General features: G+C 67.5%; 13 protein-coding genes. 4 read left to right on the forward strand and 9 right to left on the reverse strand.

Annotation, left to right across the window (positions count from 1 at the left end; translation table 11 throughout):
* Positions 1-172 precede the first annotated feature (172 nt).
* From AB6730_RS03510 to pepN, 4 genes are all read right to left on the reverse strand, one after another.
* Positions 173-2,518, reverse strand: a complete 2,346-nt coding sequence (locus AB6730_RS03510) for a Tex family protein (RefSeq protein WP_371022281.1) — start codon at positions 2,516-2,518, stop codon at positions 173-175.
* A gap of 103 nt (positions 2,519-2,621) precedes the next feature.
* Positions 2,622-3,380, reverse strand: a complete 759-nt coding sequence (locus tag AB6730_RS03515) for an RDD family protein (protein ID WP_371022282.1) — start codon at positions 3,378-3,380, stop codon at positions 2,622-2,624.
* Between the two features lie 114 nt (positions 3,381-3,494).
* Entirely contained in the window at positions 3,495-5,369 is a 1,875-nt protein-coding gene (mnmG, locus tag AB6730_RS03520) for a tRNA uridine-5-carboxymethylaminomethyl(34) synthesis enzyme MnmG (RefSeq protein WP_371022283.1), read from the reverse strand.
* Positions 5,370-5,859: 490 nt separating this feature from the next.
* Entirely contained in the window at positions 5,860-8,508 is a 2,649-nt protein-coding gene (gene pepN, locus AB6730_RS03525; RefSeq protein WP_371022284.1) for an aminopeptidase N, read from the reverse strand.
* Positions 8,509-8,583: 75 nt separating this feature from the next.
* Here pepN and AB6730_RS03530 point away from each other — a divergent pair, with 75 nt between their 5' ends.
* The 4 genes from AB6730_RS03530 to AB6730_RS03545 all read left to right on the forward strand — a co-directional run bounded on the left by AB6730_RS03530 (position 8,584) and on the right by AB6730_RS03545 (position 12,146).
* Positions 8,584-9,588: an aldose 1-epimerase gene (locus tag AB6730_RS03530; protein ID WP_371022285.1), complete on the forward strand. Its 1,005-nt coding sequence runs from the start codon at positions 8,584-8,586 to the stop codon at positions 9,586-9,588.
* The gene (locus AB6730_RS03535) at positions 9,585-10,544 is read left to right on the forward strand and encodes a threonine/serine dehydratase (RefSeq protein WP_371022286.1); all 960 of its coding nucleotides are present in this window, start codon (positions 9,585-9,587) and stop codon (positions 10,542-10,544) included. The genes AB6730_RS03530 and AB6730_RS03535 overlap by 4 nt, the downstream gene beginning before the upstream one ends.
* A 143-nt stretch (positions 10,545-10,687) precedes the next feature.
* On the forward strand, positions 10,688-11,236 hold the full coding sequence (locus AB6730_RS03540; RefSeq protein ID WP_371022287.1) for a DNA-3-methyladenine glycosylase I: 549 nt from the start codon (positions 10,688-10,690) through the stop codon (positions 11,234-11,236).
* A gap of 46 nt (positions 11,237-11,282) precedes the next feature.
* Positions 11,283-12,146 (forward strand): DUF72 domain-containing protein, encoded by an 864-nt coding sequence (locus tag AB6730_RS03545; RefSeq protein WP_371022288.1) that lies wholly within the window; start codon positions 11,283-11,285, stop codon positions 12,144-12,146.
* A 12-nt stretch (positions 12,147-12,158) separates the two neighbouring features.
* Here the strand turns inward: AB6730_RS03545 and bioC are convergent, their stop codons facing one another.
* From bioC to bioB, 5 genes are read right to left on the reverse strand one after another with little or no spacing between them, the layout of a single operon-like run.
* Positions 12,159-13,046 (reverse strand): malonyl-ACP O-methyltransferase BioC, encoded by an 888-nt coding sequence (bioC, locus tag AB6730_RS03550; RefSeq protein WP_371022289.1) that lies wholly within the window; start codon positions 13,044-13,046, stop codon positions 12,159-12,161.
* The gene (gene bioH / locus AB6730_RS03555; RefSeq protein WP_371022290.1) at positions 13,043-13,816 is read right to left on the reverse strand and encodes a pimeloyl-ACP methyl ester esterase BioH; all 774 of its coding nucleotides are present in this window, start codon (positions 13,814-13,816) and stop codon (positions 13,043-13,045) included. Before bioH ends, bioC begins: the two co-directional genes overlap by 4 nt.
* Positions 13,813-14,550 (reverse strand): sulfurtransferase, encoded by a 738-nt coding sequence (locus tag AB6730_RS03560; RefSeq protein WP_371022291.1) that lies wholly within the window; start codon positions 14,548-14,550, stop codon positions 13,813-13,815. Before AB6730_RS03560 ends, bioH begins: the two co-directional genes overlap by 4 nt.
* A 28-nt stretch (positions 14,551-14,578) precedes the next feature.
* Positions 14,579-15,799, reverse strand: coding sequence for an aminotransferase class I/II-fold pyridoxal phosphate-dependent enzyme (locus tag AB6730_RS03565; protein WP_371022292.1), 1,221 nt, complete (start codon positions 15,797-15,799; stop codon positions 14,579-14,581).
* On the reverse strand, positions 15,796-16,806 hold the full coding sequence (gene bioB, locus AB6730_RS03570; protein WP_371022293.1) for a biotin synthase BioB: 1,011 nt from the start codon (positions 16,804-16,806) through the stop codon (positions 15,796-15,798). Before bioB ends, AB6730_RS03565 begins: the two co-directional genes overlap by 4 nt.
* Positions 16,807-16,840 lie beyond the last annotated feature (34 nt).

The following is a 16,840-nucleotide window of genomic DNA, read 5'->3' on the forward strand; positions in this document are numbered from 1 at the left end:
CATGCTGCGCTGCGGTAGGGCGAGTGGCTATACATCGGGCCTGGAGCCGCGCGCGACGGCCGCTCCTGTCGGCGCAGGAGCGGCGTGAGGAAAACCGGCGGTGGTCGAGCCATGGCCGGAGCCGTGAGGTCCGGCGTCCGGCTTGAGAAATCCCCTAGTGGCGCAAGCCTTGTTACTTTTTCAAAGCCCGCGAGAACGCATCCGCGAACGCGCTGTTGGCAGGCGCGGCGGCGGGCTTGGCCGCGGGCTTGGCGGGTTGTGCCGGACGGCCACCTTGCGGTCCACGGCGATTGCCGCCGCCCGCCGGAGCCTCGTCACGTGCGCCCGGGCGACCGCCGCGGGCTTCGCCCGGCACATCGTCCAGGCGCATGCTCAGGGCGATGCGCTTTCGCGGCAGGTCGATCTCCATCACCTTGACCTTGACGATGTCGCCGGCCTTCACGGCGTCGCGTGGGTCCTTCACGAAGGTGTGCGAGAGCGCCGAGACGTGTACGAGCCCGTCCTGATGCACGCCGACGTCGACGAAGGCGCCGAACGCGGCCACGTTGGTCACGCGCCCCTCGAGCACCATGCCGACCTTGAGGTCTTTCAGGTCTTCGACGCCCTCGGCGAAACTCGGCGCCACGAATTCAGGGCGCGGGTCGCGACCCGGCTTTTCCAGTTCCTTGAGGATGTCGCGCACGGTCGGCACACCGAAGATCTCGTCGGTGAAGTCCTCGGCCTTGAGGCCACGCAGGAACGACGTGTCGCCGATCACCTGCTTCACTTCGCGGCCGCACTGCTCGAGGATGCGTTCGACCACCGGATACGCCTCGGGGTGCACCGAACTGGCGTCGAGCGGATTGCTGCCCCCGGTGATGCGCAGGAAGCCCGCGCACTGCTCGAAGGCTTTGTCACCGAGGCGCGGTACCTTGAGCAGATCCTTGCGGCTCGGGAACGGGCCGTTCGCATCGCGGTGCTTCACCACGTTCTCCGCTACGCTGGACGAGAGACCGGCCACGCGCGAGAGCAGCGGGGCGGAAGCGGTGTTCACGTCGACGCCCACGGCGTTCACGCAGTCTTCCACGCGTGCGTCGAGCGCACGGGCCAGCTTCACCTGGTTCACGTCGTGCTGATATTGGCCGACGCCGATCGCCTTGGGCTCGATCTTCACCAGTTCGGCGAGCGGGTCCTGCAGGCGCCGCGCGATGGAGACGGCGCCGCGGATCGAGACGTCGAGTTCTGGAAATTCCTTCGACGCGAGTTCGGAAGCGGAATACACGGAGGCGCCCGCTTCGCTCACCACGACCTTGGAAAGGTTCAGGTCGGCGTGCTTGCGCATCGTCTCGCCGACGAGCTTGTCGGTCTCGCGCGACGCGGTACCGTTGCCGATGGCCACGAGGTTCACACCATGCTGCTTCGCCAGCTGGGCGATGCGGGCGATGGACTGGTCCCACTGGTTGCGCGGTTCGTGCGGGTAGATGGTGTCGTAGGCGAGCAGCTTGCCCGTGGCATCGACGATGGCCAGCTTGCAGCCGGTGCGGATGCCCGGGTCGAGGCCCATCACCGTCCTGGCGCCGGCGGGTGCGGCCAGCAGCAGGTCCTTGAGGTTTTCACCGAAGACACGGATGGCTTCGTCTTCCGCGTACTCGCGCACGCGGCCGAAGAGGTCGAGGGTGAGGTGCAGGTGCAGCTTCACGCGCCAGGTGAGGCGCACGGTCTCGCGCAGCCACGCATCGGCACGGCGACCGCGGTCGACGATGCCGGCGCGCGCGGCGACGCGGCCTTCCCCTTCGGCATGGCCCTGGTCGGCATCGGTGCCCGGGTTGAGGTCGATCTCCAGCACGCCTTCGTTACGCGCGCGCATCAGGGCGAGCAGGCGATGCGAAGGGATCTTCGAAACGGGCTCCGCATGGTCGAAATAGTCGCGGAACTTCGCGCCCTCGTTTTCCTTGCCCGGAACGACGGTTGCGCGGATCTGTCCCTTCTCCCACAACCAGTCGCGCAGTTCGCCGACAAGGGTGGCGTCCTCGGCGATCGTCTCCATGAGGATGGCGCGGGCACCGTCCAGCGCGGCCTTGGTGTCCGCAACGCCCTTTTCCAGGTCGACGAAGCCGGCCGCGAACGTCTCCGGATCGAGCGCCGGGTCTTCGCGCAGGCCGATCGCCAACGGCTCCAGGCCGGCCTCGCGGGCGATCTGCGCCTTGGTGCGTCGCTTCGGCTTGTAGGGGAGGTACAGGTCCTCCAGGCGCGCCTTGGTGTCGGCGGCGAGGATGTCGGCGCGCAGCGCGTCGGTCATCTTGCCCTGCTCGGCGATGCTGTCGAGGATGGCCGTGCGGCGGTCTTCAAGCTCGCGCAGGTAGCGCAGGCGCTCTTCCAGCAGGCGCAACTGGATGTCGTCGAGACCCCCGGTCACTTCCTTGCGGTAGCGCGCGATGAAGGGCACGGTGGCGCCGCCATCGAGGAGTTCCACCGCCGCGCGCACCTGTTCGGGCTTGGCGGCGATGTCCTGGGCAATACGTTGTTCGATGCTCTGCATGTCGTTCCTGTGCGTGACTCGGCCGGCCGAACGTCGGGCCGGGCCGGGGATGATAGCAAGGCACGGGAAGACCCCGGCCGTGAGGCCGGGGCGGGCGGAGCCGTCAGGCGTCGAAGCTGCCGCCCGTGCCGCCGCGCGAGGCGGGTGCAGCGGCCTTGTCGGCACGCCCGGTCAGGACGTAGGTGCTGGCCAGGAGGTCGTGCACGCCCTGCTTGCGCTGGGTAAAGGCGGCCGTGACGTAGAAGACCATGGGGACGAGGAAGGTGAAGGCGTTCACCAGGCGAATCGCATTGCGTCCGGCGGCGCGGCCCACGCTGATGCGCTTGCCTTCCGTATCGGTGACGCGGATGCCCACCGCCATCTTGCCCGGCGTGGCCTGCCATTTCGAACTTTCGAAGGCCGCGTAGTAGACGAAGCCGATCACCAGCAGCACGTAGGTGATCGGCTGCACGGCCACGGCGTAGGCGGAGATCGCCGCCGTCTGGTCCGATTCCATCTGGCTGAGGAGTTTCGTCATCGCCGCGCCGAGCCCCATGCTCAGGCTGATGATCGTGAAGGGCACCATCAGGATCAGGTAGTCGATCACCCAGGCGCCGAAACGCAGCCAGAAGCCGGCGTACTCGGGTTCGGCGACGTCGGTGACGCCCATGAACGGCGGCGGTGCGGGCGGCGGCATCGGCGGGACGCTGCCGGCGGCGGGGCGCTCGTCCGGGAACAACTCGCCCAGCGGACGCCAGTCCGTCATGCCCTCGTGCCAGCCGAGTTCCTCCGGGCGGCAGGTGCCGTCGCGCAGCCACTGTCGGATTTCCTCATCCGCATAGGGGCCGAATCGCTCGCCGTTTCGTCCGATCCAGACTTGCATGGTGGTCCTTCCACTCGCTAACTCGATGGGAGCGATGATGCCAGATGGCCGGTTACCACGCCGACTGCTGGTGGTCATGGGCGGTGGCGAAGGCGCGTGGCGCGCCGGTTTCCCTCAGGCCGCCCGGCGCTTCAGATGCACCAGCAACAGTGAAATCGCGGCGGGCGTGACGCCGCTGATGCGTGCGGCCTGTCCGATCGTCGCGGGCAGCGAGCGCTTGAGCTTCAACAGCACCTCGGCGGAAAGGCCGCGCACGCGGTCGTAATCGAAGCCGTCGGGTATCGCCGTGGTCTCGTGCCGCCGCTGGCGCTCGATCTCCTCGCGCTGGCGCTCCAGGTAACCGGAATACTTCGCCTGTACCTCCACCTGCGTCGCCACCTCTGCGTCGTCCACCGCGGGTCCCAGTTCGGCCACCGTCGTCAGTCGCGCATAGTCCATCTCGGGACGGCGAAGCAGGTCGAGGGCATGCGTCTCGCGGCTGACGGCGATGCCGAGCGTGCGCTCGATGGTCGCGCCCAACGTGTTCCCCGGCGCGGCCCATAGACCGCGCAGGCGCGCCGTCTCGCGCTCGGTGGCCTCGCGCTTGGCTTCCAGGCGATGGAAGCGCGCGTCCGAGACCACGCCGCGCGCATGTCCCTGCGGTGTCAGCCGCAGGTCGGCGTTGTCCTCGCGCAGGTGCAGGCGGTATTCGGCGCGCGAGGTGAACATGCGATAGGGCTCGATCGTCCCGTTGGTCGTGAGATCGTCGATGAGCACGCCGATATAGGCTTCGTCGCGGCGCGGATACCACGGCGCCACGCCGCGAATGGCGAGCGCGGCATTCATGCCGGCGATGAGTCCTTGCGCCCCCGCTTCCTCGTAGCCCGTGGTGCCGTTGATCTGGCCCGCGAAATACAAGCCGGGAATGCCCTTGGTTTCCAGCCAGGGATGCAAGCCGCGCGGATCGAAGTAGTCGTACTCGATGGCGTAGCCGGGGCGCGTGATATGCGCACGCTCGAAACCCGGGATCGAACGGACCAGCGCGTACTGCACGTCGAAGGGGAGCGACGTGGAAATACCGTTGGGGTAGATCTCGAAGGTGTCCAGACCCTCCGGCTCGACGAAGATCTGGTGAGAGGTCTTGTCGGCGAAACGAACGACCTTGTCCTCGATCGAAGGGCAGTACCGTGGACCGACGCCCTCGATCTGCCCGCTGTACAACGGCGAGCGGTCGAGCGAGCCGCGGATGAGGTCGTGCGTCGCTTCGGTGGTGTGGGTAATCCAGCAACTCACCTGGCGCGGATGATCGGCCGCCGAGCCCAGGAAGGAGAAGTGCGGCATCGGGTCGTCGCCCGGCTGCTCGTCCAGCATGGCGAAATCGATGCTGCGGCTGTCGATGCGCGGCGGCGTTCCCGTCTTCAGCCGGTCGGCGGCGACAGGCAGTTCGCGCAGTTTCGCGGCCAACGCCGATGCTGGCGGATCGCCCGCGCGGCCACCGGCGTACTGTGCTTGTCCGATATGGATCTTGCCGGCCAGGAAGGTGCCTGCCGTCAGCACGACGGCGGCGGCGTGGAAGTCGAGGCCCATCTGCGTGCGTACGCCGGCGACCCGCCCGCCGACCAGGATGAGGTCGTCCACCGCCTGCTGGAACAGCACGAGGTTCGGTTGCGTCTCCACCATGGCGCGGATGGCGGCCTTGTAGAGGCTGCGATCGGCCTGGCAACGCGTCGCGCGCACCGCGGGCCCCTTCGAGGCATTGAGCGTGCGCCACTGGATGCCCGCGCGGTCCGCCGCGATGCCCATGGCGCCGCCGAGCGCATCGATCTCCTTGACCAGGTGGCCCTTGCCGATCCCGCCGATCGCGGGATTGCAGCTCATCTGGCCGATGGTCTCGATGTTGTGGCTGAGCAGGAGCGTGCGCGCACCGGCGCGCGCGGCCGCGAGCGCGGCCTCGGTGCCGGCATGACCGCCACCGACCACGATGACATCGAAGGTTTCGCTATGCAGCATGGGAATCAGGCGTAGGAAGACAGGAAGCAGGACGCGATTTTACGCGCTACGGACGGGCGCCGCTCGGCAGGGCGCCGGACCCGTGTGCAACGACGTGGCATGACTCGTGCTTCCCCCTCCACGCACTTCCACCGGGCAGACGCAGCGCGAGCATACGCGCGCCGAGGCCGAACGACAGGGGTTTGGCCGTGTGCCGGGGGAAGGAAGCGGGATGTGGGCAAGGATGCCCCATTCGGTTCGAATGAGATCTGGCGCCCGGCGGTCTCAGGAACAGGGGGAATCCAGGATGACCGTGCTGCCGGGCGCCAGAAACCGAGTGACTGGCACAAAGAGCCGCGGCTATGCCGCGGCTTTCTTCGTTGGAACGAACATTACACCGTCGGAATGAACTGTGTGTGACTTTTTCGTCAACGAAGTGCTCCAAATCGGCAATTGGTGACGCGCCGCGTCAGTTTCTCTCCCGCATTGAGACATCGCGCACATTTCTTCCTCAGCCCAGGGCGACCCGGGCGAGGATGTCGGTGAGGTCCCGTGACAGGTCCTTCCGACTGGCCAGTTCGGCCACCACGGCATGCGCGGCCTCCCGTCGCACGGGCTCCAGCCGTTTCCAGCCGTTGAACGCCGTCGCGATCCGCGCCGCCACCTGCGGGTTGAGCGAATCGATCGCGACCAGGCGGTCCGCCAGCCAGCGATAGGCCGCCCCGTCCACGCGATGGAAGCCGGTGGGATTGGCCCGGGCAAAACTGCCCAGCAGCGACTGGACACGGTTCGGGTTCTTCAGCAAGAACGCTTGGTCGTCTTCCAGTGCCCGCACCCGCGCCAGGGCGTCGGCACCGGGCAGCAAGGCCTGCATGGCGAACCACTTGTCGAGGGCGAGAGCGTTGCCGTCGTACCGCCGGCGGAAATGCGCGATCGGCGCCTCGGCAGCGTGGGCGTCGAGCGTGGCCAGCGTGGTCAGGGCGGCGAGCCGGTCGGTCATGCCGGGCGCCTGTTCATACTGGGCACGCGCCAGTTCCCGGGCCTCGCCCGGCCGGATCAGGGCGAGCAGGTCGAGAACCCGGCGCTTCAGCTGGCGCCGCGCCTGGCTGGGAGCATCCAGCGCCGCACTGGTCTGCGAACGCAGCGCCGCATAGCGGGCATGCAGCGCTTCCGTCCCTATGCGCTGGGCCAGCATGCGCAACATGGCCTGCCGGGCGATGCGGATGCGATCCGGATCGCGCTCCGCCTGGCGCTCCACCAGCTCGATCTCGCCCGGCGGTGTCAGCAATTCGGCAAGCAGGGCGTCATCCACGCCCTTGTCGTTGAACAGGTGGGCCAGGGCCTCGGTCCATGCGCGCAGGGCCGAGCCTTCGATGTTGCCGTCCCGGCAATCGTCGTAGGCCAGTCCGGCCAGTTGCTGCCCGGCCTCCCAGCGGTTGAAGCCGTCGGGATCGTGGCGCAGCAGGATGGCGAGTTCGCCCGGGACGTAGTCGCATTCGAGGATGACGGGCGCGGAGAAGCCACGCAGCAGCGACGGAACCGGCGCCGCTTCGACGTCCTCGAACACGAAGCTGCGTTCCGCGCTGTCGAGCACCACGGTGCGTTCCGCCGCGCCGGCGACGGCTTCGCCTTCGAGGCGAAGCGGCAAGGCCTTGCCCGATTGGTCGAACAGCGACAGCCGTACGGGAATGGGCAATGCCTGTTTCGCGGTCTGTCCCGCGGTGGCAGGCGTGCGTTGCCGAAGGGTCAGGCGATACCGCAGCTGCGTGGCATCGAAGCGTCCATCGGCGGATAGCCGGGGCGTGCCCGCCTGTCCGTACCATGCAAGATACGCCGACAGGTCGACGTCGTTCGCGTCGCCGAGCGCGGTCAGGAAATCCTCGATCGTGGCGGCCTGGCCGTCGTGCTGATCGAAGTAACGGTCCATGCCCCTGCGGAAGCCCTCCTGGCCGAGGTGGCCGGCGAGCATGCGAACCAGTTCCGACCCCTTCTCGTAAACGGTGGCGGTGTAGAAATTGTTTATCTCGCTGTATTGCGAGGGACGCACCGGATGCGACAAGGGACCGGCATCCTCGGGGAACTGCGCGCGCCGGAGCAGGGCCACGTCTTCGATCCGCTTGAGCGGCGCCGAGTTCATGTCGGCGGAGAAACTCTGCTCGCGGAACACGGTGAGGCCTTCCTTCAGGCTCAACTGGAACCAGTCGCGGCAGGTGACGCGATTGCCGCTCCAGTTATGGAAATACTCATGGGCGACCACCGCCTCGACGTGGCGATACTCGTCGTCGGTGCTCGAATCCGGGTCGGCCAGCAGGTACTTCGCGTTGAAGATATTGAGACCCTTGTTCTCCATCGCGCCCATGTTGAAGTCGTGCGTGGCGACCACATGGAAGACGTCGAGGTCGTAGTTGCGCCCGTACGCCCGCTCATCCCATTGCATCGAGCGCACCAGCGAATCCATCGCGTAGTCGCAACGATCGATGACGTCCGCTTCAGCCCAGATATGCAATGCGACGGCGCGGCCATCGGCGGTGGTGTAGTCGCGGCTGATCCGCTCGAGGCGGCCCGCCACCACGGCGAACAGGTAGCTCGGCTTCGGATGCGGGTCGACGAAGCGTGCCCAGTGGCGGCCATCCGGCAGCACGCCTTCCCCCTCGGGATTGCCGCCGGCGAGCAGTACAGGGAAGCGTTCGCGCTCCGCACGCAGGGTCACGGTATACCGCGACAACACGTCGGGCCGGTCCGGGAAGAAGGTGATGTGACGGAAACCTTCCGCCTCGCATTGGGTCAGCAGGAACCCGCGGTCGCGGCTGCCGGACAGGTACAGGCCCTCGAAGGCCGTATTCTCCGCCGGGCGCACGGCCACCCGCGTGGTCACCGTGCAACGGTCGGTGTCGATGGCGATTTCCAGCACGCCATCGGCGAGGATGTACTCACCCTCGGCGAGCATCCGCCCGTCCACGCCCAGCGAGAGCAGTTCCAGGCCCTCGCCGTTCAGTCGTATCGGCTCGTCCGCCTGGCGGACGAGGTCGAGCGTGGCGGCTACCTCGGTACGATCGATGCCAAGATCGAACTCCAGGGCCACATGCTCGACCGACCATGCCGGGGGACGGTAGTCGGCAAGGCGGATGACGGAGGTGGGGGCGTCGGAACGATCGCTCATGGCGGCACTACTAACGGTTGTCTGGTAAGACAGGCAGGCTAACATGCGCTAGGAATCGTCAAAAGGAAGTTTCCCATGTCACGTTTCAGCGTTACGCGCTCCCGTCTCGGCGCCCAGGAGCTGGTGGTCCTGGTCGATGCCGACGCCGACCGCGAGGTCCGTATCGCCCGCCGTGGCGCCACCGTGCTGTCGATCGGTACATGCTGGCGCGACGAGCAGCGCAATATCGCGGATGGTTTTCGCGACGAGCAGGAACTCGTCGGCCACAAGGGCTCCCGCTTCGCGATCATGACGCCGTTCGCAAACCGGGTTAACGATTCGCGGTATACGTTTGAAGGAAAAACCTACGATTTGCAGCCAGGTGCCGTCGGCGCCGATCGCGCCAGCCGCCACGGTTTCCTGCGCGGCGTCCTCTTCGACGTGCAGCGGGAACATGCCGACGACGACAAGGCATCCGTCACGCTGGTCACCCATGCCATCCGCCCCGAGGCGAACGCGGGCTACCCCTTCGCGCTGGATTTCAGCGTGACGTTCACGCTCGGCGACCGCGGCCTCACGGTGGAAGCGAAGACGCGCAACGTGGGCGATCACGCCGCACCGACGTTCTTCGGCTGGCATCCCTACTTTCGCCTGTCGGATAACCCGATCGAAGGCTGGGAGCTGCACGTGCCGGCCGACAAGGTGATCGCCACCGACAAGGATTTCATCCCCTTGCCGGGAACGCGGGCCTGGCAGGCCATCGACAAGGCCGACCGCGGGCTGGATTTCCGCAAGGCGAAAGCCATCGGCGACATGCAACTGAACCACACCTACGCGGACCTCCAGCTGGACTCCGATGGCAAGGCGCGGACGCGCCTGCGCGATCCGAAATCCGGCATGGGCATCGCCGTCTGGCAGGAGAAGGGCGTAATGCTGGTGTTCACCGCCGACACGGCCGACCGGGATGCGCGCAAGTCGGTGGCGCTCGAACCCATGGAGTGCATGCCGGATGCGTTCAATCGTGACGATTGCGCGCCCCTCGTGACGCTGGCGCCGGGCCAGGAGCGCCGCTTCGTCTGCGGCGTGGAGTTCGACGCGTGAACCTTCCCAGCTTCGCGGATATTCGCGACGCCGCGGCGCGCATCGCGCCGCACGCCAGGGTCACGCCGGTGCTGCGCAGCGATCGCATCGACGACCTCCTCGGGACGCCTGTCGTGTTCAAGTGCGAAAACCTGCAACGAGGTGGGGCTTTCAAGTTCCGCGGCGCCACGAATGCCGTGTGGTCGCTCTCCGGAGAGGAGGCGGCGTGCGGGGTGGTGACTCACTCTTCCGGCAATCACGGCAACGCGCTGGCCATGGCGGCGCGCACGCGGGGCATTCCCGCCCACGTCGTGATTCCCGAGGGCGCCGTGAAAACGAAGGTCGATGCGATCGTCGCCGCCGGCGCGACCGTGCATCGGTGCGCGCCGACAACCGCGGCGCGCGAGGCGCTGGCCGCCGCCGTGCAGGCCGGTACGGGCGCGACCCTGGTCCATCCCTATGCCGATGCGCGGGTGATGGCCGGGCAAGGCACGCTCGTGCCCGAGCTGTTTCGCCAGGCTCCGGGGCTGGATACGATTCTGTTTCCCATCGGTGGCGGTGGACTGGCTTCCGGTTGCTCGATCGCGGCGCATGGCATCGATCCGGCCATCGCGCTGTTCGGCGCGGAACCCGAAGGCGCCGACGATGCCGCCCGCTCGCTCGAATCGGACGAACGCGTGGGTCCGTTCGTAGCCGATACGATCTGCGACGGCTTGCGCACGCTGATCGGTGAACCTAATTTTCACGCCCTGCGCGATCATGGCGTGGTCGCATTGCGCGTCAGCGACTCGGAATGCATCGAGGCGATGAAGTTGCTCTGGACCGAGTTGCGCATCGTCGTCGAAGTCTCCAGTGCGACGGTACTCGCGGCCATGCTGCGTTATCCGGCGCATTTTGCCGGGCGTCGCGTCGGCGCGGTGCTCACCGGGGGCAATGTGGACCTGGACGCGTTGCCCTGGTGCCCTTCTTCCGGCTGACGGCGCCGCCCAACGCGATGACGGCGGCCCGCGCCGCTTCTGGTCATCGCATGCGGACGTGTGCCAAGGCGACGAGCGGACATCGTCGCCTGCGTCGCGTGGCTATCCTCGCCCTTCCTTAGGTGCAAATGCGGGGGTGGCGGATGCGCTGCCAATGGGCCGAACGCAGCGATGCCGAACGCGTCTACCACGATACCGAATGGGGCGTGCCCGTTCACGACGATCGTGGTCTGTTCGAATGGCTGGCGTTGCGCGGATCGCAAGCGGGGCTGGCTTGGCGCACGGTGCTCGCCAAGCGCACGTCCTACCATCTCGCCTTTCATGGTTTCGATATCGCACGCATCGCGGCGATGACCGATGCGGAGCTCGCCGCCGTGCTGCGCGATCGCGGCGTGATCCGGCATCGCCTCAAGATCGAATCGATACGCGGCAACGCGCGTGCCAGCTTGCGCGTCATCGACGAGGTGGGTTCGTTATCCACCTACCTGTGGTCGTTCATCGGCGATGCTCCGCAGAAGAACGCGTGGCAGCATGATGCGCAGGTGCCGATGCGCAGTCCCACCTCCGATCGCATGAGCGCGGCGATGCGCAAGCGCGGGTTTCGTTTCGCCGGTACGGCCATCTGCTATGCGGTGATGCAGTCGGTGGGCATGGTCAATGACCATGTCGTCGGCTGTCATCGCTATCGATGACGCCGCGTTCACCATCGCTGCACCGGCGACGCGTTGCCATGGGGTCATGGCAACCACTCGCATCGGCATCTCGGGCTGGCGCTACTCGCCTTGGCGTGGCGTTTTCTATCCCTCCGACCTCGTCCAGCGAGACGAGCTCGCCTATGCGTCGCGGCAATTTCCAACGATCGAACTGAACGGCTCGTTCTATTCGCTGCAGCGGCCGGAAAGCTACCAGTCCTGGTACGAAGCCACGCCCAAGGGCTTCGTCTTCGCCGTGAAAGGCCCTCGCTTCATCACGCACACCTTGCGCCTGCGGGACGTCGAAAAGCCGTTGGCGAATTTCTTCGCCTCGGGCGTGCTCGCCTTGCGCGAAAAGCTGGGCCCCGTCCTATGGCAGTTTCCCCCGAGTTTCCGCTTCGAACCGGAGCGCTTCGAAGCCTTCCTCGCCATGTTGCCGACCAACGTGAAGGCCGCCGCGGCGCTCGGCCGCAAGCACGACGCACACCTGAAACGGGAACCCTATCTGGAAGTGGGTCGCAATCATCGCTTGCGTCACGCCGTGGAGATCCGCAACGAAAGCTTCGTCGATCCTTCGTTCATCACCCTGCTGCGCAAGTACGGTATCGCCTTCGTCGTGGCCGATACGGCGGGCAAGTATCCGCGTTACTTCGACGTCACGGCGCCGTTCGTCTACGTGCGCCTGCACGGAGACGAGGAACTGTATGCCAGCGGGTATGGCGAGGCGGCCCTGGCCGATTGGGCGCGGCGCATTCGCGCGTGGCGCCGTGGTGCGCAACCCGCTGGCGATCCGCGTATCGCCAGGTCCGCACCGCCCAAGCGGGCGTCCCGCGACGTCTATGTCTACTTCGACAACGACGCCAAGGTGAAAGCCCCGGGCGACGCGCACGCGCTGGCCGAGTTGCTCTGAACCCGGGCCGTATCAGAACGGGGTCTTGCGCCGCGAGCCGCGCAGGTTCTCGATGGGGAAACTGGCGATCTCGCCACCACCTTCGCGCCGCGACTGCCCGGCGGGCGGTCCCCATGCGTGCGCCGTGACCACTTCCCAGGTCGAGGGAACGACACCGTCGCTGCGCATGGCTTCGTAAGCGTCGAGCATGCGCTTGTAATGCTGCTTACCGGTCAGGCCGCGTGGGCGGTCGGCGTCGGCGTTGTTCGCGCCCAGGCCCTTCAGTTCGTCCAGCAGCGCGCGTGGGGTGGGGTAGGTCAACGTGTAGCGCTCGGCGAAAAGCACGGGGTCCCGTAGGCCCTGCGCCAACATGGCGTCGCCGATGTCGTGCATGTCGAGGAAGCGCGCCACGTGCGCATGCTGGTCGGCTTCCGCCCAGGCCGCACGCAGTTCCTTCAAGGTGTCGGGGCCGAACGTGGAGAAAGTGAGCAATCCGCCCGGCTTCAGCACGCGCGCGCATTCGGCGAACAGGCGCGGGAGGTCTTCGCACCACTGGAAACAGAGGTTGGAGAAGAGCACGTCCACGCTGCGGTCGGGTACCGGCAAGGTGTATGCATCGGCGACGACGCGGCCGAACGGCTTCAGCCAGGACGCGTTATGCCGGGCCTGTTTCAGCATCGGCAGCGCGAGGTCGATGGCGATCACCTGCGCCTTCGGGTAGCGCTTCTTAAGTGCCGCGCTGCCACGGCCCGTGCCGGCGCCGACGTCGAGGACGATTTCCGGCACCGCTTCGTAGATGTCGAGCCGGTCGACCAGGGTCGCCTGCACTTCGCGCTGCAGCGCGTCGTGGTTTTCGTAGCTGCCGGCGGCGCGCCCGAAATTGCGGCGAACCTGGCGTCGATCGAAGTGGAAGTCGCTCATGCGTCTGCGTCGGTGAATGAAGTCAGGACATCCGCCACGGCGGCGGCATGTCCGATGAAAGGGGCGTGCCCGGCATGGGCGATCTCGGCGAAACGACCGTTTGCCGCCCCGGCGGACCAGCGCATCGCCTCGGGATGGACAATGCGGTCGCGACGGCCCGCTATCCAGAGGTTGGGCTGGCGAAGCCCGGCCAGGCGTGGTCGCAGATCGGTGGTTTCGAGCAGGCGCAGGCCTTCCAGCAGCACGCGTGGGTTGGGTTCGCCGCGGGAGAATGCTTCTTCCTTCAACCGGCGCGCCTCGGCGCGTGGATCGGCGCTGCCCATGGCCTCCAGGGCGATGAAGCGCTCCACGGTGGCCTTGTAGTCGTCCTGGAGATCGGTCGCCAGTCGGTGGACCATGGTCACGTCGTTGCCGTAGGGCCAGCCCTCGCCGCGCACGAAGCACGGCGTGGAACACACGGGGACCACCGCCCGCACGGCTTCCGGCACGTCGAGCGCGGCGGCAAGGGCCACCAATCCACCCATCGACCAGCCCAGCCAGGTGGCGGGCGGCGTCGCCTCGGCGATCGCGCGGGCACAGGCGAGCGGTTCCAGCGGGATGGCGGAATCACGGGAATAGCCGTGGCCCGGCAGGTCGACGACGTACATCGTGTAGCTGTCTGCCAGCACCTCGACCAGCGGCGCGAGAATGCCGCCGTGCATGGCCCAGCCATGGATCATCACCAGCGGTGTCGCGCCAGTGCCATGGGTTTCGATGTGCAGGCCGCTCATGCCTTCCGGCTCGGCGCGAGCGATGGATCGACCGCGCCGCGTTCGTCGAACACGAAGCAGTCGCCGCGCCAGTGGGCGCCGCCCACCTCTTCGAAATACTTGAGGATGCCGCCTTCGAGCTGGAATACGTTCGCGATGCCGATCTCGCGCATGTGGATGGCCGCCTTCTCGCAACGGATGCCGCCCGTGCAAAACGAGACCACCGTCTTTCCCTCGAACCGTTCGCGGTCGGCGGCGACGGCCGTGGGGAAGCCGGTGAAGCTGGACAGTCCATAGTCGACGGTGTTCTCGAACGTGCCCGCCGCCACTTCGTAATCGTTGCGGGTGTCCAGCAAGACCACCTCGCGGCCGGCGTCGTCATGACCGCGGTCGAGCCAGCGACGGAGGTCCGCCGGCAGCACGTGGGGCGCCCGCCCCTCCGCGGGACGAATGGCCGGCGCGTGCATCGTGATGATTTCCTTCTTCAGGCGCACGCGCATCCGGCGGAAGGGCGGCGCATCGGAGAGGCTCTCCTTCGGCACGAGATCGGCGAAGCGTGGGTCCTCGCGCAACCAGTCGATGAAGGCGGCCACGGCATCGGGGCTTGCGGCGAGGAACAGGTTGATGCCCTCGGGCGCGAGCAGGATCGTGCCCTTGAGCGCGAGGGCTTCGCAGCGTTCGACGATCCGCGCCCGCAGGGCGTGCAGGTCGTCGAGGCCGACGAACTTGTAGGCGGAGATGTTGAGGATCGTCATCGTCATGACCGGCGGGTGTGACCGCCCATTATACGGCCGCGCTTTCCAGGGCACGGGGCAAACGGCCCAGCGCGTCCAGGAGGGCGTCGATCCGCTCCGGCGCATGTGTCGCGGAAAGGGTGATGCGCAGCCGCGCGCCGCCCGGCGGCACGGTGGGCGGACGAATCGCCACGACCAGGAATCCCGCGGCTTCCAGCGTCGCGGCGGCAGCCATGGCGGCCCCGGCGGAGCCGATGAGCAAGGGCTGGATGGCGGTCGACGAGGGCATCAGGCGCAGGCCGAGTTGGGCCGCGCCGGCGCGGAATCGCGCGATGTTCGCCGCCAGGCGGTCGCGGCGGCCTTCGGTATCGGTGCGCACGAGGCGTACGGCCGTCCGGGTGGCGGCCGCGAATGCCGCCGGCATGGCGGTCGTATAGACGTAGGTGCGGGCGAATTGGGTGATCGCCTCGATGACGGACGCATCGCCCGCCACGAAGGCGCCTGCGCAACCCAGCGCCTTGCCCAGGGTGCCCATGAGGACGGGAACGTCGTCGGCGCCGAGGCCCGCCGCCGCGACCGAACCCGCGCCCTGGGGCCCCATGACGCCCAGGCCGTGCGCGTCATCCACGTAGAGCATGGCGCCGCGCTCCTGGCAGAGAGCCGCGAGCGCGGCGAGCGGCGCCACGTCGCCATCCATGCTGAACACGCCGTCGGTGGCGACCAGCGCGGGCAATCCGGGGCGGGCGTCGAGCTGGCGGGCGGCGCCATGCGCGTCGGCATGGGGATAGCGGCGCAGTTCCGCGCCAGCCAGATGGGCACCGTCGATGAGACTGGCGTGATTGAGCCGGTCCTGCACGCAGAGGGCATCCGGACGGCCCTGCACCGGCATCGCCCCCGCGCCTAGCAAGGCCTGCAAGGCGCCGAGGTTGGCCATGACGCCGGTGGAAAACAACAGCGCCCGTTCGCGGCCGGTCCAGTCGGCCAGTTCCTCCTCCAGCGCCGCATGCTCGCCCCGGTGGCCCGCCACGAGATGCGCCGCGCCGGTACCGACGCCCTCCGCGGCGGCCGTGCGGGTGAAGGCGGCAACGAGTTGGCGATGGCCGGCCAGGCCGAGATAGTCGTTGCCGCAGAAATCCGCCAGCACGCGCCCGTCGACGAGGCGCCGGTCGCCACCAAGGACGTCGCAGGTGCGGCTCTGGCGCAGCAGGCCCGCCCGCGCGCGTCCGGCCCGGGCGGCTTCCATGCGCGCGCGGAGATCGGGCCGGTTCACGCGGTGGCGTGGTCGTGCGTGACGATGTCGGCGTGCACCGTGCCTGGCTCGACCTCGACTTCCATCGGCTTGAGGCCGAGGCGTTCGAACAGGCGGCGGTCGTGCTCGACGTCGGGATTGCCGGTGGTCAGCAGCTTTTCGCCGTAGAAAATGGAGTTGGCCCCGGCGGCGAAACACAGCGCCTGCAAGGCATCGTCCATGCTTTCGCGGCCAGCGGAGAGGCGTACCACGGAGGCGGGCATGAGAATGCGGGCGACCGCGATGCTGCGCACGAACTCGAACGGATCGAGTGCCTCGGTGCCGGCCAATGGCGTGCCCGCGACCTGCACCAACCGGTTGATCGGTACCGATTCCGGATGCTCGGGCAGGTTGGCCAGCGTCGCCAGCAGGCCGGCGCGCTGCGCGCGTGATTCGCCCATCCCCACGATGCCGCCGCAACAGGTCCGCAGTCCCGCCTCGCGCACGTGTTCGAGCGTATCCAGGCGATCCTGGTACTCACGCGTATGGATGATCTCGCCGTAGAAGTCCGGGGAGGTGTCCAGGTTGTGGTTGTAGAAATCCAGTCCCGCGGCTTTCAGCGTGTCGGCCTGCGGCTGGCTGAGCATGCCCAGTGTGGCGCAGGTCTGTAGGCCCAGCGCCTTCACCGCACTGACGATCTCGGCCACCTTGGCCACGTCGCGGTCCTTGGGCGAGCGCCACGCGGCGCCCATGCAGAAGCGGCTAGCGCCCGCATCCTTGGCGGCCTGCGCCTTGGCCAGGACGGCCTCCACGCTCATCAGCTTCTCGGCCTTCACGCCTGTCGCATAGCGCGCCGCCTGCGGACAGTAGGCGCAATCCTCGGGGCAGCCACCGGTCTTGATCGAGAGCAGGGTGGAGACCTGCACGGCGTTGGGATCGTGGTATTGCCGGTGGATGGTCTGCGCCTGGAAGAGCAGGTCGTTGAACGGCAAGGCGAAAAGGTGCTCGACCTCTTCGCGGGACCAGTCGTGGCGGATGGCTGCGGTCATGGTGGGTTCCCGGGGGCGAAGGCGCGCAGTGTGG

Source organism: Luteibacter sp. RCC_6_2, assembly GCF_041360655.1.
GTDB lineage: Bacteria > Pseudomonadota > Gammaproteobacteria > Xanthomonadales > Rhodanobacteraceae > Luteibacter.